This is a genomic window from Rhodococcus sp. IEGM 1330 (assembly GCF_033142445.1).
Lineage (GTDB): Bacteria > Actinomycetota > Actinomycetes > Mycobacteriales > Mycobacteriaceae > Rhodococcoides.
In genome coordinates this window covers 13,775-40,699 of sequence record NZ_JAWLSB010000005.1, presented here as the reverse complement: position 1 = coordinate 40,699, position 26,925 = coordinate 13,775, and the positions used below count along the sequence as shown (strand labels likewise).

At 60.0% G+C, this 26,925-nt stretch carries 17 protein-coding genes and 2 pseudogenes; 14 read left to right on the top strand and 5 right to left on the bottom strand.

Annotation, left to right across the window (positions count from 1 at the left end):
* Nucleotides 1–833: 833 nt before the first annotated feature.
* The 5 genes and pseudogenes from R4P57_RS13165 to R4P57_RS13145 all read left to right on the top strand — a co-directional run.
* Nucleotides 834–1,838, top strand: coding sequence for a hypothetical protein (locus tag R4P57_RS13165; protein ID WP_317803284.1), 1,005 nt, complete (start codon nucleotides 834–836; stop codon nucleotides 1,836–1,838).
* On the top strand, nucleotides 1,831–2,505 hold the full coding sequence (locus tag R4P57_RS13160; RefSeq protein ID WP_317803283.1) for an isochorismatase family protein: 675 nt from the start codon (nucleotides 1,831–1,833) through the stop codon (nucleotides 2,503–2,505). Before R4P57_RS13165 ends, R4P57_RS13160 begins: the two co-directional genes overlap by 8 nt.
* Nucleotides 2,495–4,432 (top strand): anthranilate synthase family protein, encoded by a 1,938-nt coding sequence (locus R4P57_RS13155; RefSeq protein WP_317803282.1) that lies wholly within the window; start codon nucleotides 2,495–2,497, stop codon nucleotides 4,430–4,432. Before R4P57_RS13160 ends, R4P57_RS13155 begins: the two co-directional genes overlap by 11 nt.
* Nucleotides 4,429–5,337, top strand: coding sequence for a DMT family transporter (locus tag R4P57_RS13150; protein WP_317803281.1), 909 nt, complete (start codon nucleotides 4,429–4,431; stop codon nucleotides 5,335–5,337). Before R4P57_RS13155 ends, R4P57_RS13150 begins: the two co-directional genes overlap by 4 nt.
* 174 nt (nucleotides 5,338–5,511) lie before the next feature.
* A pseudogene (locus R4P57_RS13145) lies at nucleotides 5,512–5,883 on the top strand (heavy metal translocating P-type ATPase); the annotation flags it as partial.
* Between the two features lie 746 nt (nucleotides 5,884–6,629).
* Here the strand turns inward: R4P57_RS13145 and R4P57_RS13140 are convergent.
* Nucleotides 6,630–8,021, bottom strand: coding sequence for an MFS transporter (locus R4P57_RS13140; protein WP_317803280.1), 1,392 nt, complete (start codon nucleotides 8,019–8,021; stop codon nucleotides 6,630–6,632).
* A 72-nt stretch (nucleotides 8,022–8,093) separates the two neighbouring features.
* Here R4P57_RS13140 and R4P57_RS13135 point away from each other — a divergent pair, with 72 nt between their 5' ends.
* From R4P57_RS13135 to R4P57_RS13095, 9 genes are all read left to right on the top strand, one after another.
* Nucleotides 8,094–8,732 (top strand): TetR/AcrR family transcriptional regulator, encoded by a 639-nt coding sequence (locus tag R4P57_RS13135; RefSeq protein ID WP_317803279.1) that lies wholly within the window; start codon nucleotides 8,094–8,096, stop codon nucleotides 8,730–8,732.
* Between the two features lie 210 nt (nucleotides 8,733–8,942).
* Complete coding sequence (locus tag R4P57_RS13130) at nucleotides 8,943–9,551, top strand: TetR/AcrR family transcriptional regulator (RefSeq protein WP_317803278.1); 609 nt, start codon at nucleotides 8,943–8,945, stop codon at nucleotides 9,549–9,551.
* Complete coding sequence (locus tag R4P57_RS13125) at nucleotides 9,548–12,556, top strand: non-ribosomal peptide synthetase (protein WP_317803277.1); 3,009 nt, start codon at nucleotides 9,548–9,550, stop codon at nucleotides 12,554–12,556. The genes R4P57_RS13130 and R4P57_RS13125 overlap by 4 nt, the downstream gene beginning before the upstream one ends.
* Nucleotides 12,547–13,323 (top strand): hypothetical protein, encoded by a 777-nt coding sequence (locus tag R4P57_RS13120; protein WP_317803276.1) that lies wholly within the window; start codon nucleotides 12,547–12,549, stop codon nucleotides 13,321–13,323. The genes R4P57_RS13125 and R4P57_RS13120 overlap by 10 nt, the downstream gene beginning before the upstream one ends.
* A complete protein-coding gene (locus tag R4P57_RS13115) occupies nucleotides 13,320–14,084 on the top strand; it encodes a Long-chain-fatty-acid--CoA ligase (RefSeq protein WP_317803275.1) in 765 nt (254 codons plus the stop codon). Before R4P57_RS13120 ends, R4P57_RS13115 begins: the two co-directional genes overlap by 4 nt.
* The gene (locus tag R4P57_RS13110) at nucleotides 14,081–15,103 is read left to right on the top strand and encodes a methyltransferase (RefSeq protein ID WP_317803274.1); all 1,023 of its coding nucleotides are present in this window, start codon (nucleotides 14,081–14,083) and stop codon (nucleotides 15,101–15,103) included. The genes R4P57_RS13115 and R4P57_RS13110 overlap by 4 nt, the downstream gene beginning before the upstream one ends.
* Nucleotides 15,100–16,731: an acyl-CoA dehydrogenase family protein gene (locus tag R4P57_RS13105; RefSeq protein WP_317803273.1), complete on the top strand. Its 1,632-nt coding sequence runs from the start codon at nucleotides 15,100–15,102 to the stop codon at nucleotides 16,729–16,731. The genes R4P57_RS13110 and R4P57_RS13105 overlap by 4 nt, the downstream gene beginning before the upstream one ends.
* Nucleotides 16,728–17,348 (top strand): hypothetical protein, encoded by a 621-nt coding sequence (locus R4P57_RS13100; protein ID WP_317803272.1) that lies wholly within the window; start codon nucleotides 16,728–16,730, stop codon nucleotides 17,346–17,348. The genes R4P57_RS13105 and R4P57_RS13100 overlap by 4 nt, the downstream gene beginning before the upstream one ends.
* A 27-nt stretch (nucleotides 17,349–17,375) precedes the next feature.
* Nucleotides 17,376–18,611 (top strand): cytochrome P450, encoded by a 1,236-nt coding sequence (locus tag R4P57_RS13095; RefSeq protein WP_317803271.1) that lies wholly within the window; start codon nucleotides 17,376–17,378, stop codon nucleotides 18,609–18,611.
* Between the two features lie 971 nt (nucleotides 18,612–19,582).
* On the opposite strand, the pseudogene R4P57_RS13090 reads toward R4P57_RS13095, so the two are convergent.
* From R4P57_RS13090 to R4P57_RS13075, 4 genes and pseudogenes are all read right to left on the bottom strand, one after another.
* A pseudogene (locus R4P57_RS13090) lies at nucleotides 19,583–20,946 on the bottom strand (IS1380 family transposase).
* 174 nt (nucleotides 20,947–21,120) lie between these two features.
* On the bottom strand, nucleotides 21,121–21,438 hold the full coding sequence (locus R4P57_RS13085; RefSeq protein ID WP_317803270.1) for a metalloregulator ArsR/SmtB family transcription factor: 318 nt from the start codon (nucleotides 21,436–21,438) through the stop codon (nucleotides 21,121–21,123).
* 120 nt (nucleotides 21,439–21,558) lie between these two features.
* Nucleotides 21,559–23,034, bottom strand: a complete 1,476-nt coding sequence (locus tag R4P57_RS13080) for a hypothetical protein (protein WP_317803269.1) — start codon at nucleotides 23,032–23,034, stop codon at nucleotides 21,559–21,561.
* Between the two features lie 11 nt (nucleotides 23,035–23,045).
* Nucleotides 23,046–26,801 (bottom strand): hypothetical protein, encoded by a 3,756-nt coding sequence (locus R4P57_RS13075; protein ID WP_317803268.1) that lies wholly within the window; start codon nucleotides 26,799–26,801, stop codon nucleotides 23,046–23,048.
* Nucleotides 26,802–26,925: the final 124 nt, after the last annotated feature.

Below are 26,925 nucleotides of genomic sequence, written 5' to 3'. Positions count from 1 at the left end.
CATCGGAGACAGTGCGCAACTCGCGTGGCTGCACCACCAGTGGCTCAGGAACCCGTCCTCCAGGAGAAGGTGATGCCACGGCCCGTCGGTGGCCACACTCCCCTGAAGTTTGGTTTGCAAAATGAACAAATCGGCCGTACTCATCCACCAGCTTCGCCAAGTCAGCGCGGACGGGACCCGGATTAACGCCACACTGACGGCGGGAGCGTCTGAGTGTAACGCATATCTGTGATCACCAAGTATTTCTCGTTTAAGCCTATTTCGACGCGCTGCCTGCACTTACGGTTCCGCAGCTCGCGAAATGCGCCTATCCCTGCATGACCTCGAAGACCGTCAGTGCAATCGGCAATCCAAATGACGAGGCAACAAACCGCCGACCCCCGCCAGGATCGACGAAGTCATGGCACCGAGAGCTACCAAAAGCGTTCCTACAGAGTAGGAACTCCGGCCACACACGCCCGGACTACGCCTCGGCACCGGCCGAGTCGTCGGATACGTCGACGGCATGGCCGGCCGCAACCTGCGCTAAACTGGACAGCAGAGTACGACTTAGGTACTCTCTGAAGCACTGGAGTTCACGGTCTGGGTGTGATGGCAACTGAGACAATCGAATACGGGTGCATCGCCAAGCATGCCCAACCCTTCCAGTTAACGGGCACCTCAAACTGGACCGCAGGACTCTTGGAGCATCGCACAAGAATCCGCGGCGCAATCGTTCAGGAAGACGACAGCCGCTCAACGCCGCACTCGTACCAACGGGCGCTGCAGCCGGGCTAAGGCTCCGACCGCGCAGGCTGATGACCATTTGATGCCACTCACGAAGGACGCTTACGATGACTTCAGCGACAACACACATAGCGACGGACTTCACCTTTTCCGACCAAGAGAACCGTCAAGCAACTGCAATCCTTCTCCAATGCGAAAGCAACCCCTATCGCGATTACGCCAGCTTCCGCGAAGACATATCGAATCTCACTGAGACGTTGCCCAGTCGATTCCAGGTCTACTGCTTAGATGCCGCCCAACGTGATATGGAGACAAGTCCACTCGCGGTGATGACGAATTGCCCAATTGATGTACATCTTCCGATCTTTGGTTCGATTGACCCACTGCAGGACAAGTACACCATGAAAAGCACCTTCGTGGCCGAGGGATTCCTAGAGTCATACGCCCAACTCACTGGCACATCGACTCTCGCACACCTCACGGTGAACGATGGCGACTTTTTTCACGACATTTACCCCAAAGAGTCGATGTACGACAAACAATCCGCAAAAACACTCAAAACCCTCAAATTTCACCGTGACTTTCCAACTCATTTCGTATCTCCCGATTTCATCAACACCATCACGCTGCGAGATACACCGGAAAACGACGTCAAGTCAACCTTTGCCTATACTCGGGAAACCCTCGCTACTCTGTCCCCGTCCGACATTCAGATTCTTTCCGAGCCAAGGTTTCACACGCCAGTAGACGATTCATCTGGTTCGAGCAAGAAACTGTCCATCACATCCCCCACATCGCATTCAGTGGTTATTCCTGGTCGATGCGAAGTGCGTATCTTCGAGGGGAGAACGAGAGGACTTGATGAAGAGTCGCAGGCCGCGCTCGACGTATTCGTGTGTGCGTTGCACGCCGTCAAACGAACCAGAATTTCTGCACCCGGCGACGCAGTTAGCTTCAGCAATCGCCACGTCGTGCACGGCCGCGAGGTAAACGCGATCAATGACGAAGCGTCGCTCCGACACCGATGGCTCATGAAATCCCATACTGTCACCGACCTTGAATCTTACGGAGCGCACTTCCTGGAAGATCGATACGGTGTCGTCAATGGCTAACGAATTAGTTTTCAAAACTAGCGCGAATATTGATAGCTATTCGATGCCCGCGGAAAGCGACATACCTGCCAGTCGGGTCGATTGGACGGCCTCACCCTCGAAGTCAGCGCTCTTGATACACGACATGCAGAACTATTTCGCAAGATTCTACGACGAAGAAAGCGAATTACTTCGCACCACAATCAAGAATATCGCTCGCCTACGACAGACTGCCGCATCGCTCGACATTCCCATTGTCTACACCGCCCAGCCAGGTGATATGACTACCACGGAACGAGGTTTGCTCAAGGACATCTGGGGCCCGGGCATGTCGTCGAATCCTGAAGATCGCGATATCATCGCAGCACTCAAGCCAGGGGAGAACGATACCGTACTCACCAAGTGGCGTTATAGCGCATTTTACGACGCGCCTCTGCAAACCATCCTGCGGGATCGCGGACGATCGCAGTTGGTAATCTGCGGCGTATTCTCCCACGTTGGGTGCTTAGTCACAGCCGTCGAGGCTTTTAGCCTCGGAATCCAACCGATTTGGCCAATTGACGCCATGGCGGACTTTTCACGCGAGGATCACATCATGGCCGCTCAGTATGTGTCCAGGAACTGCGGTCATGTTGTGAGTACAGACACAGTGGTACGTCAACTTGAATCGAGCCAGTATGATGCGTGATGAATTTCTGCTATCTGCACTCGATACTCGAACACCATTCGCTCTGATCGAGGATTCCGCACAGCGGGAGTGTGGCAACATCTCATTTTTCAGCGGTCCTACAACGGTCCACAAAACAATCTCGTCGGCCGTTTCTGCGATGAGTAATTCGTCGAATACGTCCGTTATCCTGGTTCCATTTCGCCAAGTCAGCGAGCGGGGCTTCGACTGCATCGACGATGGCACTCCGCTCATCACTATTGATGCGAATGTAAATATAAGTTTGGTCCGCGAAGATCTTCTCAAGGATATCGATGCACCTGTACCCGAGATTCGCAACGCTCAGTTCGATGTAAGCGACATTCAGTACCAGGACGATGTTCGAGCGATTGTCGAGGAGATTAAGCACGGTGCGGGAGCAAACTTCGTTCTGGCTCGAAGCCTCAAAGGCTACTACGAAAGCTTCTCTTCCAGTACCGCCCTGGGGTTGTTTAAACAACTGCTGCTCAGCGAACGTGAGTCGTACTGGACATTCTGCATCTTCACGGGCACGAGATTTCTCGTAGGGAGCACACCCGAACAGCACTTCCGTCTTACGGACGGGGTTATGACAATGAATCCCATCAGCGGCACCCTGCGCCCAAGCCTGGACCAAGACCTCACGGCTCAAGTGCTCGAATTTCTTCGTGACGACAAAGAAGTTGACGAACTCAACATGGTCGTCGACGAAGAACTGAAGATGATGGCGGAACTGTGCACTTCCGAAATTCGAGTTTCCGGTCCATTCCTACGGAGCATGTCCCGTGTCATTCACACCGAGTTCCAGCTGTCGGGACGTACATCGTCGCCCCTTAGTGACCTTATCGGCAAAACCATGTTCGCGCCTGCCGTCACCGGTAGCCCCCTGCGAAGCGCACTGACCACAATTGCACGAAGAGAACGGCGCGGACGAGGCTACTATAGCGGAATTGCAGGAGTGTACAAACCAACTCCCGAAGGGTACTGGTTCGACTCGTCGATCATCATCCGCACTGCCGACATAACAACCGAGGGACTGGTTCGCGTCACTGCAGGTGCGACGATCGTACGGGATTCCAATCCAGCGGCCGAAGCTGTCGAAACTGCCGACAAAATTTCTCACATGATTCAGGCGGCCGGCCAGATGCGTCCAGTCAAGAAGCCTCAGTGCACCCAGAACCCTGAGATCATGGCGCTACTGGCACGCCGTACACACGACAAGGCTAAAATGTGGCTCGACGGTAGAGTCGATCGAGAACCCGCTGCACAGAAAGTCCGCGTGGCGGTAATCAATGCCGAAGACTCCTTCACATCAATGATCTCCTATCAACTTCGGCACATAGGCTTCGATGTCGAGATTTTTGACTGGCATAATGCATTTCCTGCAATTGACTCGGGGCGGGTAGTACTTTTCGGTCCCGGTCCGGGCGACCCCACGGACGAGAGTGATCAACGAGTGGCACACTTGCGTCATGCTGCCAGCGTTGCATTATCCCGGTCGCTACCAATTGTAGGGATTTGCCTAGGCCACCAAATAATCGCCTCCACGCTGGGGCTGGAGATTCGCCAGCTTGAACAGCCTGTGCAGGGCCGACAAATTTCTCTATCGCACCGAGGAGTGGTGCAGAAAGTCGGATTCTACAACAGTTTCACCGTGTCAAAACCTACTGAATTCGTATACAAAGCAGAGCTGCGCAGAGAAATAGTCGTATCGCTTGATGAGAAGGACGACGTTGTCGGAATGTCCGGTGGAGGTGTTTCCACAGTGCAGTTTCACCCTGAATCATTTTTCACTGAATACGGCCCCCGAATCCTGCTAGATCTGGTTCAGGACGCGGTCCACTCGTTGCACGAAGCAAATCACGGCTCGATCCGAGACCGAGGCAAAACCGATCGACAAGCCACAACATCATCTCGGGTATTCGTATGACCGGCGCACCAACTTCCGCGGTAACTCCGCTGGTCGGATTCGTTGGGTTCATCGGTGTCGTAGGTTTTAGTCTCACCCTTCCCATTACAGCGTCGGCTGTTGGAAACATCGGGCCTGAGCTTGCCGGTCCAGGGCGAACAGTGCTGGCCGCCGTGCTGGCAATTGTGATGTTGTTAGCTACGCGAAATCGGCTGCTGCCGTCTCGGCGAGAAGCGTTGTCCGTTCTGATTGTCGCAGCCGGTTGTGTAATCGGGTTTCCACTCCTGACTGCGCACGCTTTGGAGAGCGTTTCAGCGAGCCACTCTGCTGTCACCCTTGCGCTCGTCCCAGCAGCAACTGCCGTAGTCGGCGTCGTGCGCACCAAGGAACGTCCAAGCGCTCGCTTCTGGTGTTGGTGCGTGTTGGGCACCGGGCTGGCGATTGGATACCTCGTTTCTCGTGCCGACGGTGTGCTAGGGCGAGGAGATGTGGAGCTATTCTTCGCGGTGATCGTGTGCGCAATTGGCTACGCAGAGGGTGCTGTGCTTTCGAAGCGTATTTCGGCGTGGGTGGTTACGTGTTGGTCCGTGGTGGTGGGCGCTCCGGTTGCATTGGTGATCGTCCTTGTCGTGGGCGTTCCAGATGACTTGAGGGTCACCGCTAGCACAGTGCTGGCATTCACCTACCTGGCACTTGGCAGTGCCGTGGGAGCATCCGTTGCCTGGTACTGGGCGATGGCTCGTGGCGGCATAGCTCGGGTTGGACAGATTCAGCTACTTCAGCCCTTGTTGACGATGCTCTTCGCTGGGCTCCTATTGGGTGAACGGCTTGATCCTTGGATGTTTCTGGTTGGCACCGGCGTCGCGATGTCGGTGCTCATGGCCCAAAAGACACGTGTGCGGGCACCCGCCTCAGCCGTGCGCTGACTCACACAGGCCTCATGCTGTGGCCACTGCCCTTGTAGCTGAGTTGACACCCGACGATTGACCATTTGTATGCGCTCTGGCGTGGGTGTCGCTTATGCCCCCTCGAGGTTGGCGGTGAGCAAGCCTCGCAGGTACTCGAATCGCTACGAGGGCGCGGAAAGGCTGAGATGGTTCGGCAGCGGTGTCGACGACGCACCGGCGCTCGCACAGCCAGACGTCGGCATCGCGATCGGCGCTGGTGCGGATGTCACGATTGCCCCGGCCGAAGTCTCACTCTCCAGCGTCGACCTGCGCTCGGTCTCGTAAGTGATTGAACTTCGACCCTCAGCTGCCGCAAAATGGAAGCCAAACCACTGGTGGACAGCCGGTTACAGCCTCGGCTCAGTTCCGCTCGCGGTGGTGGTGCTGGCACCGGCTGGGTTCGTGCCTACCCTGTCGGTCGGCGCGATCTTGATATCCGAATCGACTGTAGTCGCCGCAATGAACGCCCAGCTGCTCCGGCGACTCGACCTACGACCCGAAGTCAGCGCTCGGGACGGAGGGTGACCCTGAACTCAGACGACCAACGACTCATGCCCATGGCCGCGAATCTCCCAACTACTGCGGAGGAGCCGAGTCCACACAAGCGGACCTCGACGAGCCAAGAACGAACCGGCCTGACTGAAACGAATCGGAGCCAGACGAGTGGTTTGCCCGGCTGTCGATGAGGAGCAGACTTTTATCAATATCCTCGCTCAGGCTCAGCGTTGCCAAAGCGCTCGAATGCGTTGCCATCAGCTTGCTCGATGACCACCTAAGACATTGCGTCGTCGATGCAGCCAGCGCGGGCAGCGAGCAAGCCGAGCTCGAGCTCACAGGGGAATCACGGACCCCTGGCTGATCTGACCCGATATCGGTGCATCCCTTCCACCAACAGATGAACATGTGTCAGCCGTCCGCCGCATGCACGTCTGCCAACGCGCCGAATCAAGAAGTGCAACAACGATAAACGTGTTTCACGCCGTCCACGGTGCTAGACCGTCGACACACCCTCGCCGTCGTGACCAGACCACACCAGGCGCATACATTGTCCGGTGAACAAGCTACGGAACCGCCTGCAATAGCCAAGAACGGCACCCGCCCGACGGTGGCACAAAGTCATATTCAACACGAGAATCCAAGCGAGCTCATGTTGAGGATCACGGAGTCCATCGAGCCACCTTGTCCAGGCCCAGGAGAAGGCCACGGGCTCGTTTGGCTGACTTCGCGTGCTGCCTCGACCGGGCCTCAAATAAGTTGCCTTCAATCCCGTTCTACTGGCTCCGTTGACGACCCGGGATCGCGAAGCTGGCGATGACAGCGGCAACAATTGCACCAATCGCGGCTACCAGGAACGCTTGCTTGAAACCCGCATCTCCGCCCCCGGACAAGCTGACGGCGGCAACACTAGAAACTGTCGCGACGCCAACCGACGCGCCGATTTCGTGAAAAGTGCTCAGCAGACCCGAGGCAATTCCGGCCTCGTCGGGAGCAACATTGCCGAGCGCAGTGACCGAGGCAACGACGAAGAGCATTCCAATGCCGAGCGCTCCGAAGCTGATACCCACTGTGGTGCTCACCGTGGTGGCCCACAACGCCGGAATCAGGAGGCCGATCGCACCCACAGCCATGCCAATCACGCCGAGACTACGGGCACCGAACTTACCGACGAGTCGCCCCGCCAACTGCGCGCCAGTCATAGTCGCGACCGCGATGGGAAGAAAGAGCAGTCCGGTAGCAAGTGGGCCGTAGCCTGCGAACTGCTGGAAGTAGAAGGTGCCGAGGAAGAACACCGCGACCATCAAGGCAGTGGCGATCCCGAGCACGAAGACGCCGGAGAAGACCGGTCGCCGACCGAGCAGGGACAGGTCCATAAGAGGGGACTTAGTGGCACTTTGTCGCCAGCCGAACAACAGGTAGAGCACCGCTGCAGACCCCGCAATGGCCAGCGTGCGTGGCGCGGTCCACCCCACCTCGCCTGCATTGATGAGGGCATAGATGGCTAGGCCAGTAGCCGAGGTGACCAAGATGGCACCGAGAAAGTCGACTGCCGCACGAGTGGCGCGCTGCGGCGGCAGTGACGGAAGAACACGCACTAGACCAATCACCACGATCGCGCCGACAGGCACGTTGATGAAGAACACCCACGGCCAGCCTGGACCGGCCGAAATCACTCCACCGAGCAACACTCCGACCGCGGCACCTCCGCCGCCGAGCGCGGACCAGATCCCCAACGCCCGGTTGCGCTCGTCGTCGTCGTCGAAGAGTCGTACGACAACCGACAATGCTGCCGGAGAGAGCAGTGCCGCTCCGATGCCCTGGGCGATGCGCCCGGCGATAAGAGTGGTCTCGCCGTCTGCCAAGCCTGCGGCGAGCGATCCGGCGACGAACGCGGTCAGCCCGGTGAAGACGACAGGCTTGGCACCGAACAAGTCGGCACTGCGACCACCGAGAAGCATCAATCCGCCAAAGGCAACCGTGTAGGCGGTCACCACCCAGGTCACTGCTTCTCGCGATAGGCCCAGGTCCGTCTCCATCAGAGGTAGGGCGATTGCCACGACAGTGACATCGAGGATGAGCATGAACTGAGCTGTCCCCAGGAAGGCCAGCGCAAGCCAGCGCTTGGGATGGGACTCCACGACTCCCTGAGCCGAAGGTGTGGTCATCGCTACTCCTAAGTCAATCATAGATGTACGAGTTAATAGCGGTACTATAACTGATTCATCCCAGTACGAGTTATGAGGTTGACCATGACTGCAAACAAGGACGGCGATCCGCACGTGAAGCACGCCGGCAAGGCGACGAATCAGCGCGCCGACGCACAGCGCAACCGCGCGAAAATTCTCGCGGCAACACCCGTCGCACTATGCAAAGCGCCCGGTGCCTCGATCGCCGACATTGCCGCCGAAGCCGGCGTCGGACGAATGACGCTGTACGGACACTTTCAAACTCGGGCCGAACTGGTCGAAGCCGCACTCGTCGACAGCCTGGAGCGCGGCGAGAATGTACTGAGCGCGGTCCCTCTCGACGGCAACCCGTCCGATGTCTTCAAGCGGTTGATCGCGTCGAGCTGGACATTGTTGAGCCAAGCCGGCGCGCTGCTGGCCGCCGCCCAAAAGGAACTCTCCGGCGCCCGAATTCGCGAGCTACACGAGGCATCCGAAGCAAGGATGCGCGCGCTGCTCGAACGCGGACAGCGCGAAGGTGCCTTCCGGACAGACTTACCTGTGAGCTGGCTCTTGGCCACAACCCATGTCGTCATGAACGCCGCCGCCGAGGAGATCACGGCAGGGCGTCTCAATTCAGACGACGCACCACGTTTCATCAACGCCACACTCGAGTCCGCCTTCGCTCCAGCACAGGAAACCAAGAAGTAGAAGTTGGGGTCGATAGTCAAGATTTCAAGAAAGCGAACGGTAACTGAACGCGAAAAGCTATCCAACGCAGGGGATTTGCCTCCAATTCGTGTCGTCCACAACGCCTCAAGGCTCAGAATTTCTCCGAACCCTTGCGGATAACTCGTACACCTCGGTATGGTTTGACTGCCTAACTCGAACATCAGTGTTTGATTAACGAGGTTGCGACCAATGATCCCTCACACTTCAGGCCCCAAGCAACGACGAGCAGACGCCACCCGCAACACCGAACGCATCGTCGATGCCGCCATCTCACAGCTCCGCGTCCGACCGGACGCAACAATGGCAAGCATCGCGCGCGAAGCGGGACTGGGGCGGGTAACGATATACGGGCATTTCGCTTCACGCCGCGACATCGTGGAGGCGGCTATGACCCGTGTGATGGCAGAAGCGAACGGTTCCATTGCGAGCGCTTCGACGGACCCAGACCCAACCCAGGCCATGACACGCACTCTCACTCTTAGCTGGCAGCTGATGAATCGGTCGCGCATGGTGGCCATCGCGGCCACGGACGAGCTTTCTGCAACGCAACTTCGTGACCTCCACACGGTACTGACAGCGCAAATGACAGCTCTCGTCACGCGAGGCCAAGCCGAACGAGTGTTTCGCCCCGACTTACCCGCATGGTGGCTAGTTGCCGCGATCCATCATCTCTTCCACGCGGCTGCGGAGTTCGCCACTACCGGCACGGGCCCCACTCACGCGCAACACCATCTCGTCGAGACCGTGCTTGCTGTCCTCGAGCACCCAAATACGTTCAGGGAGAAAACAGTTCAATGACCGATGTGTTGACCCATCCGTTCGTACTCGCCCGCGTACTTCACTATTCACAGACCCGACCCGAATCGACCGCACTAGCATTTGGTGACGTCGATATTTCATACGCCGAACTGGCTGAGCGCGTGAATCGCCTCGCCTCCGAACTCATCGATCTACACCACGAACCCGGCTCACCCGTCGTGGTCCAACTACCGCGCGGCCCCGAGCAGGTTGTCGCAATGCTGGCTTTATGGCAGGCAGGACTGGCTTTCCTCCCAGTCGATCATCGGGACCCATCGCGCCGACTCGACGACATCAGAAGCACAACCGGAGCGTCGGCCACCATCTCTGCCGACGTCGACAACGCGTGGGGTAGCTCCATCAAGGTCAGCGCCGCTGCAGCGCATCCACGTCGACAGACACAATCGGTGCACGGATTCGACCCGGCGAGCGTGGCGTATGTGATCTTCACATCCGGCTCCTCAGGCCGCCCCAAAGGCGTTGTAGCGTCGCATGAGTCCTTGACTTCGCTGATCGAGCAACTGACCCACCGCTACGGAATCATGTCCGACGACCGTGTGCTCCAATTCGGCGCTCCCACCTTCGATACATCGATCGAGCAGGTCTGCGTCGCCCTCGCGGCAGGCGCAACGCTGGTGCTGCCAGAGACGGTGTGGGCCCCGTCGGAATTTCACCAGAAGATCGAACAAGCCGGAATCACAGTCATGGACTTAACCCCCAGCTACTGGCGCGACATCATCACGGCTTCCGGTGGTGCTGAACGCTCACGTGCACGCCCCCGGTTGTTGATCTTGGGAGGAGCAGCAGTAACGAACCGCGATCTCGACGACGCCCGCTCTATCTACCCGCAGGCCCGCATCCTGAACGCGTACGGCCTCACCGAAACAGGCATTACCTCCTGCCTTGCCGAATTCGATGGTGCGGCCGGTGCCCGGAACGGGCCTGCGGCAGTAGGCCATCCGCTCGACGGGAGCGCCGTTGCCGTACTCGACGGATCCGATGCACCGCTCGCTCCAGGAGTGGCTGGAAGCGTCGTTGTCGCCGGGCGTCTTGCCGTAGGAATCACCAGCGGCAGCGGTACCGTCGTTCCCCTCCCCACCGTCTCGATCGGCGGAGAAAACTTCTATCGAACTGGCGACACCGGATACGTCGACCAATTTCGCGGGCTCGTCATCACGGGCCGCACAGACCGGCAATTGAAGATCCGCGGGTTTCGAGTCGACCCGGACGAAGTGGAGAATGCGCTACGCCAGCTACCTCACATCCAAGATTGTGCAGTCGTGGCCTCTGGCTCCGGAAGCGCCTTGCACGCGTTCTACACTCTCGCCCCAGGCACTTCGGACCCCGGCCGCTCCGACCTGCTCTCGGCCCTGCGCACAACGCTTCCCTCCTACTCAATACCCAGCGACGCAACACCACTGGACTCGCTGCCCCAAACACGTCACGGCAAGACGGACTACCGAGCCCTCACCGAACACGCCCTCTCCGGCACCGAGACGGCCACCGATATCGGCATCGTCCTCGACTCCGCCATCGAACACGCCATAGCCACCGTGTGGACAGAAGTGCTCAAAATCGATCGACACGAGCTTGGCGTCCCGTTCTTCGACGCCGGAGGCACCTCGGTCACCGCTGCCGAACTCGTAGCTCGCACCCGAGCCAGCTTGGGCATTCACGTCCGTTATGTACGGGCACTGATCGAGCAATTGCTTAAAGAGCCGCACTTCGCGAATTTTTGCCAAGCCGTCGCCGCCGCTCGTTCCGGAACCCTCGTAGCCAGGGCCGACCCTCGCGAAGCCATGGAATCGGACCTCGCGCGGACCATCACGCCTTCACGCGCGATGGAGGGGGACAGCCGGGCTCACCTCACCGAGGCTTCGACGGTCCTTCTCACCGGCGCTACTGGCTTCTTGGGATCCCATCTACTGCCCCGCCTGCTGACGAACAGCACGGCTCGAGTTGCGTGCCTGGTCCGCGCAGAATCCGATGTGACCGCACGCGATCGACTCCGCGCCGCGTGGCGGAAGTACGGATCGGCACCTGACATCCCCAACGACGCCTTCGACCGCATCGACATCGTGGTGGGCGACCTCACACAGCCACACTTGGGACTGAGCGAAGTCGCCTTCGATCAGCTCGCCGCACGCACGAGCCTCGTCGTCCACTCAGGTGGAACCGTCAACTTCATCTACCCCTACACAGAGATGAAGACAGCCAACGTCGATGGCACCCTCGAACTTCTGCGTCTCGCATCGGTGAACGGTGCACCGTTCCATCACGTCTCGACGATGGCTGTGATCGCCGGTCACGGCGTTGCGGGAACATCCCTCGTGAACGAGGACGACCCACTCGAGCACCTCGATCAGTTGGGCGTCGGCTATGTCGAGAGCAAATGGGTTTCCGAGCACCTCGTACACGACGCCGGCCGCGCCGGACTGCCGGTAGCGGTCTACCGCGCCGCCGACATCTCCGGTCACAGCACCCGCGGCACGTGGAATACCGCCACCGAAATGTGCTGCATGAAGCGCTTCATCGCCGACATCGGCGCAATACCGCTGGCCGAATTGCCCATGGATTACACACCCGTCGACGTCTTCGCCGATGCTCTGGTCCACATCGCTACCCACGAACCGACCGACGGGCGGGTCTACCACCTCACGAATCCAAACAAAACCCATATCTCGCTCCTCCGCGAGAGATTGCAGGCCCGCGGTCGTGATATCGGAGAACTTCCCTGGGACGAATGGATCTCTCGAATGATCGACCTGGCGGTGTCGAACCCACGCCATCCGATGACACCATTCGCGCCGTTGTTCATCGATAAATGCCCGGGTGGACAGATGAGCGTTGCTGCGATGTATCTGGAAGACACATTCCCCGGATTCACTCGCACGAACGTCGACAGAGCTCTCGCAGGAACCAACATCACGTTCCCGGATGTCGATGCTGCACTCATCGACCGCTACCTCGATTTCTTGGAACGCGAGGAGTTCCTATGGGCTTGAACTGGTCCAGCATCGCGCGGACCCACAGTGCACCGACGGGGCCGGCCGCGTTCGACGCCGACCTCTCCGCACAGAACATCCTCGCAGCTGCCACGGAAGGGTTCTATTGTTTCCCGGCGTCCTCACCAGAAGAGACTTTGATCAACGAGATCAGGTACGCAGCTGACACCGAGTTCGGCAACATTCATATCAATCTCGACACGGGCGACCCATACTCGGTCGCATGGCTCTGCCCGGACCGCCGGCCGATAACGGATCTGGTCACCAGGCGAACCGGACGCACTATGCGCCGATTCGCTCGCCTCCGGGCTGAATGGCGAACCAGCATCGACACTGCATTCGATGCTGTCGTCGACGCCTGCAGTAACGGCCGGGAAGCAACATGGATCACCGACACAGTGCGCGCCTCGCTGCGCGAGCTGCACCGAGACGGCGTGGCACACAGTTGCGAGGTCTGGAACGACGACAGGCTGATCGGGGGCGTGTTCGGGCTTCAGCTCGGCGCTGTATTCACCGCAGACTCCCAATTCACCCTGGTTGAGGGTGCCGGCAAACTCGCGGTCGTCGACCTCACCACACGTTTCATCGAAGGCGGTGGACGAATTCTCGACTTCCAGCACGAATCCGAACACGCCAAAAACCTGGGGGCGACATCGGTTCCGCGGGCCACCTACCTCGACGCCCTACGCCATCTACGACAAGTCTCGGTCACGATCCCGCGGGAAGAGCGCCACGCAGCTCATATCGCCGAGCCGGTCACGGTATGACCGATCCAGTGCAGACGTACTCACTCGCACAACGTCCGGATCTTCTGTCCGCATTCGTATCGATGAATGTCGACTGGCCCGCGTTCGTCGAACCCTCGCGGATGCTTGTCGAATGGGGCATCGACGCCCACCGAAAACATCAGCTCGTAACTTTGTCTGGCGAGACTCCAGTGGCACGCGCGGCCGCACTGCCGATCAGCTGGGACGGCAACCCAGTAAACCTGCCCATCCGAGGCTGGGACGGCATCATCGAACAATCGGCAATCGACACCTACACCCACGCGAGGTTGAACACGCTGTGCGCCCTCGAAGTCGGAATTGCCGCCGGTCACGAAAGCCAAGGACTGTCCCGAATTCTATTGACCGCTCTCCGCGAACACGCCACCCGCGCCGGATTCGATCATCTCGTCGTCCCAGTACGCCCGAGCTCCAAGACCCACCATCCTTCGATGCCCATCAAGGAATACATCGACCGCAGACGAACCGACGGTTTCTTGGACGACAATTGGCTTCGCGTCCACGAACGGGTCGGCGGGCACATCATCGGCCTCTGCCCGACCGCAATGACCATCACCGCCCCACTACTTCGATGGAACGAGTGGACCGGAAAAGCCTTCGTGCACACCGGGGAAACCATCGTCGAGGGCGGAATCGCTCCGGTCTACGTGAACATCGCCCACGACTACGCCGTTTACGTCGAACCGAACGTGTGGATAGAACACCCCCTGACAAATAAGACTGAGAAAGGTACCCAACTGTGACCACTCTGGAAATCCGAGATACCGCAATTCGTCTCATCGGCGGATACATGGTGTCCAACGCAATCCGCGCAGCAAGCACGCTCGACCTCTTCGGTCGCATCGATAAGGCATCCGACACAACCATTGATGACCTCGCGACCGATCTCGGCGTTCCCGCACCGAATCTGCGCCGGCTCGCGAGCCTGCTGCAAAGCGCGCGACTGATCGAAGACATCGACGGCCGCATCACGCTCACCGACCTTGGCCGAGTCCTGGTACCAGGGCGGGAAGGGTCTTTGGCCGAATTCGCCCAGAACTTCACCAGCCCACTCTTTCAACGCGCCTGGGACCACCTCGAAACCTCCGTCAGAACCGGCGACCCCGGCTTCGACCTCGAACACCAGCAATCCGTCTACGACTACCTAGCCGACGACGAAGCCGCCAACACGCGCTTCAACCTCGCGATGCAGGAAGAGTCATGGGCCACGGCCAATGCAGCAACGGCCCTCATTCGTCTCGATCAGGACGAAACAGTCGTCGATATCGGAGGAGGAGACGGAACCTTCCTCACCACGCTCCTCCGCGCAAATCCCTCTTCTCGCGGCGTCGTGTACGACAGCCCCGCCGGGATCAGCGCGGCCCAGGAAGTCATTGCGCGCGCCGATGTCGTCGATCGGTGCACGGCAACCGGGGGCGACTTCTTCACCATGATCCCTCTCGGAGGTACGACCTACGTCATCAAGAGCGTCCTACAGGACTGGGACGATGAACACGCCCTACACCTCCTACGCACATGCAGGGCCCAGATTCCACTCGGGGCCCGGCTGATCATCCTCGGCAACTTCCTACCCGCCTCGCACGATGACGACGCCGCAGTGGGCTACCTCACCGATCTCTGCATGCTTGTGATCAGCGGAGGACGTGAACGCACACTGCACGACCTCGAGAACCTTCTCGACAAAGCGGGTTTCACGACCGACGCACTCCAGATCGCTCGCGTCGGACCGCTCACTGCCGTCGAACTGAGACTCACCTCATGACCACGGCACGGCCCTTCGACCCCTCGTCAGTTGTCGACCAGTTGCTTTCGGGACACTTACCCACACACCCTCGCGACAGACCTGTTCGACCTCTGACCACCGAGGAGCTGGCCTTCCTCGAAGACATCCGGACCTGGTGCGACAGCACCGATTTGGCCGCCGAGATCGAGTCGAGTCAGCAGATCCCCACGCACATGCTCGACGACCTGGGCCGGTTAGGGGCCTTCCGGATCATCATCCCTGAACAGCACGGCGGGCTTGGGTTCTCGGACGACTGCCTGCTGGCTGTCCTTGCTGTGTTGACCTCCGCCCACTCCACATTGTGCGAGGTCGTCGCCGCACACCAAGTCATCGGTGCCGTCCGCCCTCTCCTCGTCTTCGGCACCGACGAGCAGCAGGCCCAGTATCTACCCGAACTCACCGGCCAGGTCTCTGCCTTCGCCCTCAACGAATCAGCGCTCGGGTACGGGACGGAACCGTTGACCACAACGGCTCATTACGACCCGGTTCTCGACTGCTACCTCGTCACCGGCAGCAAGACGTGGATCACGAACGCGCCGATAGCGTCGCACGTTGTCGTCTTGGTCGATCTCATGCCCACACAACTCTCCGGTGGCGGCGTCACCGCGTTACTCGTCAAAGCTAGCGACGACGGAGTCGCCCGTGGACCCGGCAGCTCGTTTGCCGGCCTGCGAGGCCTGCCGAACGGACAGTTGAACTTCGACGACGCCCGGATCCCCGCCGATCGACTGATCGGCACCGAGGGTGCGGGATTCGACGTGGCCCTGACTTGTCTCAGCAAATCCCGCGCTGCCCTACCTGTCGTCTGCCTCGCCACCATGACGACCTGTCTGGCAGATGCAGCCGCATGGGTCCGCGAGGACCGACAGACCCGCCGCGGCTTGCACACCAATCCTCAAATTCAGCGCCACCTCGCCCGTCTCATGACACTAGGACTGATTGCGAACGCAGTCACATGGTTCGTTCTGGACCCGCACTGCGCAGACACCGACGCCGAGGCCGCCAAACTCATCCTCAGCGAGTCCGCCGCCGAGGCCACGGACATACTCCTCCAACTCGTCGGCGGTCGTGGTTACGAGACCGCCGAGTCAGCCCGTCGACGCCGAGCACCGGCCTCGCGTGCTGAGCGACTGTGGCGCGATACACGGGTCACTCGCATCTTCGACGGGTCGACCGAAATGCTGAAAGACATGATGGCGCAGCCCTTCAGCGGCACCCCACCACTCGAACACACCACCTGCGCACCATCAGACGAACAAATGACAATTCTCGCGGTCCAGGCCGCCCACCTACGTGACATTGTTCGGCGTCACGACGACCAGTGGGTGCGCGCCGCCGCACTGGACTGCGTGCTCGACATGTTCACCTTCTACTGTGTGCGCCGATTCCAGCAGGAATTGGGTGAGACCGAGCAACCCATCACCGGCGTATGGGAAGTCACCACTGAAACCCTCACTCAGCGGATTGCGTTGGGACTCGAGTCGGCGGCGAATTCAGACCGCCTGGCGAAAATCGCCCGACTGGCAACAGAATTGACTTCCCGTACCGCCGCGCATCACTCGCCCGCCCTCCGGCGCCCGCTGGCCGAACTGGGAGTCCACCGATGACATCGACCATTCCGACGGCGGCCTTGACGGACAATCCACTGGCCATCGCAATCGAAACCGGGCGTGTACGCCCGAACGACCTCGCCCCTCTCGCATGCCACCTCGACGAGCTCGTCGGTTCCAACGTCTCATCCACCGAACTCATGGCCCGCCGGCACCAGAACACACCGCTGGCCAGCCTCTACGAACTCAGCCATCAATCCGAACAGCATGCTTACCAGCTGCTGTCCTCCTTCGTGGGCGTCTACGACACCGGCTCTAACCCAACCCGATCCATGGACGCTGTTGCTCTGGCGTACCCAGGTCAGATCGCACGTATCGCTGTGACCGGCTCGCCATGGGACTATCCCGCCAGTTTCGTCCACCTCTGCCGGTCATCTACCGGCTGCTATCGACGCCTCTACGAAAGTCTGCTCGCCACAGAGTTTTTCACCACGCAGCAACTGGCGCACTTCGACTACTTCAGCCAGATCGACGAAGCCGAAATCACTGCAACCGAGTCGCTTCTGACTGGGATTCCTGATGCGGCCCTCGCACGCGCACTCCAGCTGGCCCAGCAGTTGGCGAGCTTCGAAGAACTTTTCTGGCAACGCATGGTCGCACTCTGCACTGCATAACCCCCACTGTGAAGGGAAGAACTCCACATGCCGATTCCGTTCCACACCGACCCCGTCACAACGATGCCCAACCAAGCAGGTCGATGCATGTACGCAAAGATCGATGAACTCCGCAAAATTGGGCCTGCCGTACCCGTATCCCTACCGGACGGGATGACAGCGTGGTCGGTCGTCCGCGGCGACATCGTGGCTCAACTACTCACCCATCCCCATGTGTCACGAGATGTGAACAAGGCAGTGCCGTCCTATATCCCCGGCGAAGTGCCGTGGCTTGCCCCGTGGGCGGATCTGCAGAACATGACCACAAAGGATGGTGACGAGCACTCCCGGCTGCGCCGCGTAGTCGTCCCGTCCCTCACAAATCGCAAAGTTCAACAGCTCAGGCCGGCGATCGAACGTATCAGTCGAGAGCTTCTGCACGGACTCGCGGACAATGACCCCGACGTCGTCATCGATGTCCACGCAGAGTACTCGTACCAGATTCCCACTCTCGTCATCTGCGACTTACTCGGACTCCCCCACGATCAGCGCCCCGAAGTCCTCCGGGTCTTCCGCCTTGTCGCCCGGACTGATCTGAGCCCGCAGGAAGCAGATCAAGTTCATCTCGACCTTCACACGGCCATGCGCACACTTATCGCCACCAAACGCTCTCACCCCGGGGACGATCTCACGAGCGTTCTCATCGCCGAAAGCGACAAAGAACACGACCCACTCAGCGAGGACGAACTCGTCGCAACGCTGCTACTCATGATCGGCGGCGGTAGCCAGACAACCATCAATCTCATTGACCACGCACTCGCCGACGTATCCGAACATTCACAACTGCGGCGCATTGCGGCGGACCGAAGTAACAACTCACGCAACATCATCGAAGAATCACTGAGGAAGGATTGCCCGGTGATGAATCTGCCCATGCGATGGGCACTGGAGGATATCGATCTCGGCATGAACACCATCATCAAAGCTGGCGAGCCGATCTTGCTCAATTACGGCGGACACGGCAGAGACCCCGACACCAACTCGGAACCCGAACGGTTCGATATCGACCGCGAACACCGGCAACATCTGGCTTTCGGCCTCGGCGCGCATCGCTGTCCAGGATCTCAACTTGCCATACTCGAAGCAGAAATCGCCGTCAGCGAATTCTTCCATGCCTTCCCACACGCGAGCACCGCCGGCGACATAGATGCGTCGGCAGGTCCCACGTTCATCGGCAACGACCTGCTCCGGCTACCCATGCGCCTCGGCGAGCGCAATGCCTGATCATCGCACCGGAACTCCCGAAAATACAGCTACGCAGCGCGCTGCACGAATCATTCGCGAGGCGGGCTACCTGAGCCTTGCAACGGCCGATACAGTCGGCCGACCTTGGGTAGCCCAACTCCAGTACGCGTGGTTCTCTTTGCCGCTCAGCGTCGTCGTTGGCTCGCACATCGCAGCCCGACACTCGCGCGACATTGCAGAGACTGGGCAAGCCGCAGCGACGATCTCGACCTTGCCGGGGAGCCCGAACGGCCTCGATGGAGTTCAGGTAGCTGGAGCATGTACGGCTCTCGATGGAGACGAGCTTCACGCAAAGGCACCGGACTTCTATCAGCAGATGTTCCCCAACGCCACAGAGGGTAGCCAGATTGGGCTCACACCTGAGCAACTTCAGGGAGATGCGCCTCTACGGCTGTACAAGCTCTCGATCGACGAACTCTGGATCCTCGACCTCGATCGGTGGGCGCTGGACCAGGTGTCGACACGCATCCGGCTAGACCCGGACGCTGTCAGTGTTCACCTGGCGTTGGAATAAGTCTCAGACCGATATTTGGACGGACACGCCTACAGCTGACGGAGTGAGTACGCGCAGCCGAGGTGTTCGGAGTTTGAGGGAGCACTCAAAGGCCCTTACTGTCGGGGTCAACGAACCGGCATCTCGGACTCGATGAACGCGAGAAGTTCCTCCAGTAATTTGTCTGCACGGTTTTCGACGTCGGCGAGGGCGGGATCGACGTAACCGAGAAGATCATGAGCGTTTCTGCGAGCGCGTGTTCCGCGTTCGTAGTAGCCGGGGGTCTAGCCTCGATCTTTCTTCCTGCTGACGTGGTGGCCTGATCGGTACGAAATGGTGGATTTCGACGGCGCTCACGTAGATCGGGCGCGGTGTGGCGGCCGATGTCGATCGGGTGGGCGCTCGGCTCCACTGTCCGAGAGGGTGTCCTTCGTATCGTGTGGGTAAGGGTCGGTGGTCAGGCGGGCGCGGGTAGCGCCGCCAACCTGGTCAGTGCAGTGACGATCAGGGCCGACCACGAGGCGTCCTTCGACAACCGTAGATGGGTGCGGCGTGCGTGGGTGGCGATGCGTCCGGCGACCGAAAAGATTCGCAGACGTAGCCGTTTCGGTTCCCACCGGCGCGCGTCGTGGTCGGTGAAACCGAGCATCTGCGTCCATGCGGTGAGTTCGAGTGCGAGTTCGACGATCGCCAGCCGGATGCGGTTCTGGTCTAAGCTGTACAGCGGAAAGTTCTCGAGGCCAGTGGCATTCGAGTTTCTAATGCGGTCTTCGCAGCGGGCACGGCGCCGATGCCGCAATTCGAGATCTTGAACTTGACCACGGTCGGTGTTCGTGGCGAATGCAGTGAGCCGCAGGCCGTCGGCATCGGTGAAACGCAGTTGTGCACCTGGATGCGGACGCTCCTTTCTGATGACCACCCGCATACCCGGCGGCCACGTCGAGAGGTCGAGCACGCCGGTGACCTCGATGACCCAGGCACTGTCGCGGACCTTTTCGTCAGCGTCGATCGCGGCCGACCACGCACTCTCGGGGACCTCACGCAGCGCGCTGACCATGGCGTCGGTGAGCCCGAACCCGATCGAATAGGAAACCCGTTTGTTGTGCAGCCACGACAGGAAGGCGTGACTGGCTCCGGCACCGTCGGTGCGCACCAGCACTTTCTTGCCGGGGCGGCCACCGGTGGTGAACGGCAGCTGCGCGAGCGCCTTTCGGGTGACGTCGATGTGGTCGGCGGCGGTGTTCGAGCCAGCGTTTCCTGCCCGCAGTAGCGCGGCGAGGGGCTCGCCGGTACCCACGTGTCCGTGGTCGACGAACGCCATCAACGGGTGAAAGCCGAAGCCACGCTTGTACGTTGGGGCAGCGAGTTCTTTGTCGGAGTGCGCGGTGACGAGGGCGGCATCGAGGTCGATGACGATCGGATGCTGGGCGGTGATGTCGTGATCGGGGGCGTTCTTGCCGGCATGTTTCCATGCCGCGGCGCGGGCCGAGGCTCGGGCGGTGTCGATGGCGGTTAGGACTGCGGGCGCATCGGTGGCCAAGGTGGTGATCTGCCGGGAGACGGTCGGGTCGGAGGGGACTTTGCCGAATACACCGGCATGCTCACGGAGGGTCGCGATATCGGCGAGGCAGTCTCCACCGAGCGCAAGTGACACTGCGAGGTCGACGATGATCTTGCCGGGATCGAACTGCGCCAACGGTTTACGCCACGACGACAGGCTCCGTGAGAGGGCTGCGGTGAGTCCGGTGACATCCACGGTTCGCAATACGTCACCGCACCGCCGTTCGACACGACCCCGGTTCCGGTGGCATCGACGGACAGGGCGGGTTACGACGACGTAGACTGACTCACCAGAATGGTGCCTCTCAATCTGGGTGTTTTTCAACTGCGATAAGTCGAATCCTCCCAGTTCGGAGCACCATTCCTCGAATCGGACGCGCCGTGAAGCCTTACCGGCATGAAAGCGCCAGGCCAAGCCGACATCTGGGCGGGGAATTACAACGAGCGATCGAGGACCGATAGCATCTCTTTGATCCTGTCCTCGTCACGCATGTAGTGAGTCCACTTCCCGACCCTCGTAGATTTCACAAGACCGGCGCGTTCGAGCTCACGCATGTGCGTGGACACGGTTGATTGTGCGACGCCCACTTTTTCGGTGATCTGAGAAACGCACACGCCCACGTCTTCGGGATCCGCGATCCCTCGTTCGATAGGGAAGTTGCCGCGAGGGTCCCTCAGCCACTGCAGAATCTTCAGACGCGCAGGGTTGGACAGCGCTTTGAAGACGTCGATTTCGTCCGCCGCGTTCCGCACGTCACCTCGATTCCTTCGTAGTTGCATCCTCGCGCTACACCCACCTCGCACTACACCTACATATAGGGATGTAACTATGTTACCGCCGACTGTACCGTACTACTGGCGATTGCCCGCGCACTAGTGAAGGTGATCTGATCGGTCGGTCCAACGCTGCTCGAACAGGCCGAGTGTCCCCGGGGTCGGTGCGTGTGGGGGCCGAAGGCGAAGTGCCCAGTTGAGCAGTGCGTTTCCGACCATGTATAACCGGGGTTGTTCGAGTTGGCCCCTCGGACTGAGCCTGGCCACGAACCAGTCGAAGGCGGTGTCGCCGCCGTAGGCCGGGTGCGGTGTGTAGAGCGTTGAGTCGATCCCGAGCTCCGAAAGCACATTCAGTGTGTATGCGAACGGGTACGGCCGGTTGGCACGGGCGTCCGGCGAGTCCTCCATTGTATGAAACGCCCCGGTCATCCGAGAGAGAAAATCATCGGTGATCAGATGCGACTCGCCACAGAAGTACGCCAGTTGCGCGAGGTACGCGTAAGCGATTCCGTGCAGGAAGTAATCGGAACCGGGGTCGATCTGGAGCCACTCGTCGAATGTCCGTCTCACAAACCCCGCCGCATCAGGAATCTCGGAGTCGAGGAGACCGAGATTGGACAGCGCCAAGACATAGTAGAGGGTCATGTGCGTACGTTCAGATCCGGTCATCTGCTCGATCAGCCGGGATGCTTGCTGGATTCGGTTCTGGCCGAGTGTGAGGAGGTCTCGCTCTCCGGATGCGCTGACGCTGATGAGGGTGGTGAGTAGTGGGTATGCGCGTACGAAACTATCGGACATCGGGCTCGGGAACGAAGGCGGAAAGCGGAGTTCGGCGGCCCCGTCGAGGTAGTTCAGGAGCTTGGGAAGCGTCTTGGCGGCTTTGAGGCGGTCGCCGTGTCCGAGCGTGATGATCGATGTGATCATGGTCGATCCGCCTCGTCCTCGGAAGAACGGTGAGGGGACGCGTTCGAGAGATTCCAGGGCCTCGCCGATGCAGTCACGTTCGGCCGTCTGCAGTGACTCGCCCATACCCATGGCCGCGAACGCGAAAAAGATCGCTGACCACGCCGAGACTTTTTCGTAGTCTCCGTGGGCGCCGCGGTTCTCGTCGTCGATGCGGTCGGGTTCGATGCGGTCGATCGCGGCTAATGCCTTGTATCGTAGGTTAACTCCGTTGTCGACAAGGTGGGATGGGTCCTGCCCGAGTTTGGCTAAAGCGTCGATGATGTTGCAGTATCCGTTGACGGAGAAGTACGGATTCGAGATCGAGTCGGCAGCCGCAACAGCGGACCGGGTCAGTACACGCACTTCGGTGCTCGGGGCGGGATTGGTGGGGTCGCTTACCCGAAGTGCCAATTCCGCGATCCGTGACGCCAACAGGAGCTGCTGATTGCTCCCTTCGGTCTGATCGATGAGTGCAGAGAACGATGTTCGGATGCGATGGGCTGCAGTTTCGCTGTATCCGGCCGGATTCTGGCCGAGCCCTATTCCGCGGACGATTCGGCTCCATGGGGTCCCCAGCAATCGGCTCTCCATTCCTAGATCGTCGAGACCGTTGACGGGAGGTGACACCATGTGACCCGACATCACTGAGCGGTTCCGGTCAGTGTCGACACTGTCTCGGTGCGCGGCATCGGATGGACGGGTGCGTCGATGCCGAGAAATTGTGATCTGGTTCCCTCCAGAATGTCGACGGCCCAGTTGAGCCACTTGATGCCTTCGGCGTAGATGGCCAGCGGACGACGTTGCACTGCGGGCGTATCGATGATCGAACCGTCCACCTCCGAGGTGAAGTGAAAGGGAGGCATAGCGGTGAAATGGGTGCCCATAGTGAACACGAACCGTTGGATCCAGAATGGGTCGTCGTTGGTGGCCCCGTGGATACGCTGGGCTTCGTCCGCGAAGTAGCGTTCGATTCCGGACACCGGCACAGACCGCGGGTCCTCGTTGCGTTCGGCAAGGTCTTCGACTCGGTAGGCCTGTGCATAAGGATTGTCGCTGGTGAAGGTGATATCGAGGACGGGCACGCCGTCTGCCCGCACCCGGTAGTCGATGTCGAACATCTCGGCGTGGATCTCGTCGTAGTGTCCGAGGGAGTTGTGCCAGGGCTTGTTGTCGTACATGGGGTCGTCGACTGTGGAGGCACCCGCGCTGCGGTATCCGATCGCCCGCGGATCAAGGAACCTCAGGTCGAGGGACTTTGCGGTGATCGAGTCGAGTGCGGCGGAAATTGTTCCAGAATCCGCACCCCGACGAATGAGCCGGTCGGCGAGCATCAACGGTCGGAGGTTGACCGCTTTGATGTTCTCGGTGTTCGTGTCCCCCATGACGAGGCTGAGATGTGGGGCTCGCAGCACGTGGCGGTAATCGACGCGCTCGCGCAGAATCTTGAGTATCTCATTGTAGTTACGGTACGAGTGTCCGTTGATTTCGATGGTGGGGGAATCGAGCAGAGTGTTGCTGAAGGTCGCGGGTGCGGTCTTACGGCACAGGGCCAATCGGTCTTCGATCTTCTTGAAGTACTGGATCTCGAGCACGTCGTCGGGAGTGCTGCGTCGGCGAGCAGTGTGGACCTTGTCACGAAGGAACACCCCAATTTCCCGGTAGATGCGGGCGACGACGGCCGGAGCGGGCGTGCTTTGGCGGATGTACTCGCCGATCTCAGTCCCCGGTACGTAGCTCATCTCATAGATGACCTCGTGTGGCTTCCGGCTGGTATCAGTGTGAGTTGGTTCGTCGCCCATCTCGACCATGTTGTGGACACGGGGGAAGTACGGGGCGACGTCCTCGGGGAGCTTCATCAGGTACTCGGCTTGCTCTCGCGCTTTGGTGAATGGTGGCAGCATCACTCCTTTGCCGTTCGGATCCCAGTTCGCCGAGGTAAGCGCCTCGCTGAGTACCTTGCGCACTGTTCGCCCGGGAAGATCTGGATATCGGTTGAAGAAGAGGGTCATCGACTCGCTGCCGCCCGCACCGAACCCGAGTAGTTGCTCGCCGGGTTCGACGTAGGCAAGGACAGTGCTGGCGATCAAGTTGCGACTGCGTGCGTAGTCGATTGCCAGTGAGCGTTCGGCGGAGTGGGCGAGCAAGCTGGCCCTCTCCAGATCGTCGAGGGCGGCATTGAGTCCTGGCACCCAGATCTGGTCGATATCGCTGATGACAATGGTGCGCAGAGGATATGGCGCGGTGTCGAGGTGACCGAGATCGGTGCTTGGGCAGAGGGTTATCACAGTCACTGATGCGCCAACCCTGATCGGCCTCGAAGCGCGGTCGTCCCTCGGACCCGCAGAGTGAATGTAGCTCTCTGTGATAGTCAGCAGGTCTGCCCGAGCCGACACTAGCGATCCGTCCGGCCCCACCAGAGGTTGCTCGGAGTCGGTCAGTACAGACTCGATGACGCGCAAGTGGTCCGAGCCATGCGCTGCGGCATCGTCTTTCAGCGCCGCAGCGGCAAGTGGAACCACGGTGTGGGGCTGGAGCGCGCCGGCTGCGACCAATGAGGCGAGCCACCCAAATAGGTCGCCGTGCCCCAAGAACACGTGGTTCTGATCGAAGATGGCACGACGATGCTTGGTCATCAGTTCGTAGGTCGCCAACTGCTGCACGAGGACGTCCACTGCGTCGGCCCGGGCGACGGCCTCCTCCAGGTTGACGGGAACATCGAAAGAAAGTTGCGGGCCGTTCGATCCGCTGATCAGTGCTTCTCTGAGTGTTTCTGCGAGGGGATGAGACGCGGCGATCTCGCGGCCTAGTCGAGTCGCCTCCCGTATGTGGGTCCTACTGGGTAGCTCGAAGTGGACGACTACGGTCTCGCTCCTGCTTGGGTTGTCGAGCGGGATGGTGCGATATCGCCCCGACCTGCTCTGGACGTACAGCTCTACGTACGCAAGCGATGGACTCTCGCCCTTCTGCTTCTTCACACGCGAAGATATGACCAGGTCGCCTTCATCGATGTCGTCGCGATGCGCGACAGTTGCCCGCAGCACATCTATGAAGCTCGACAGCGCTGCGGGTGGTTGTTCTCCTCCATACAGATAGAGTGAGTTCCTGCTGGTGGGTCGTGTCAATCTCTCCAACACGCCGACCACGGTCGGTACCTGGGTGGTGTCCGGGCGGAGCGCCGTACGGATCACGTCGTGTGGAAGGTTCGAATCTGTTTGATACGGAACTGTGACAATGTCCTGAGCGACGGTGCGAATCTGTTGAATTCTGTCGGCAGCGTGTACGAACGCATCGACTTGGGCGGGATCAGCAACCGAGACTCCAGTTGCGCTCACGTGGTTGGCATGGAGCATCTCCAGGGATTTGCGGCCAGGCCCGAACTCGATGACCAAATCGGGGTGAAGTCGGTCGACCGCACGTGCCGTCTCTGCAGAGTTCATCGGCAGATCGGTCATGGCGAGAATGGCCTGCCGCATCTCGTCCGCAGTGCCGATCATTCCGCTGCGGTGGTTCGCGATCACGGGTATTAGCGGATCTGCAAACGAGATACCGGAATCGGCGATAAAGGCTCCCAGCGCCTGCTTTGCCGGCGACATCCGCCACGAATGCGCGATGAACCGAGTCGGTGGCTTTAGTTCCGTGCCGGAGACATCCGGGTGTTCACGCACCAGGTCGACGACGTCGCCGAGATGGCGCGGATGAACGTAGATGTTCACTTGCCGTGGGGAGTAACGCTTGTGCACTTCGATGCTGTCGGGGTGGCGCTGAACGAGGTCCGCAACGAGCTGCTGTACTCGATGTGGCTTTCCTTCGATACCGATCACGTGCAGCTCGGCGTCTACGGCGGGCCTCCCGATCTGCAAACTATCGGTGTATTCGCGCGCCTTCAGAGCGACAGGCCCCTGGCCGTGTGCGCCTGCGACCGACAGCATGAGCGGAGCGAATATCTGTGCTACGGCCGCCGCATCGTCGATGGACAGGCTCCCCGCTGCTACTGCCGATGCGAGCATTCCGAAACTCTCTCCGGTATACCCCAGCACGTCGAACCGGTCGAGGCCACCGAGCATGTCGAAACGGTCGGCGAGCGCAATGCTGTGTACGAGTACGCCGACAGCGATGGCTGCTTGACGCTCGACGTCGTCCGCAGGCAGCTGGGTTGCCGTGAGATCGAATGAATCGACCGATGAATACCCGATCACACCGGACGCCGCTTTCCGATAGGTCTCCGATATCCGGTGAGACGCCGCGACCAGGTCGTGTGCCCTGAGGTCACGGTAGGCGGCTCGGCTACCGAGTCCCGGAAACGCCCCGACGATACTGACGGAGCTGGCCTCTACCGACACCGGTGTGGTGTCATTTCTCTGCGCACGAGTACGCGTGCGTTCGGCGGTCTGCGGCACTTGTCCCCCTAGGTGATCTTCTCGAACATGGTTTGTGCGACGTGGTGCCGCCGCGGTGCAGCGTCTGAAGCAGGCCTTGCTGGAGATCTCGCCGAGCTGGTGGATGTGCGGGCTCGAGCCGTTC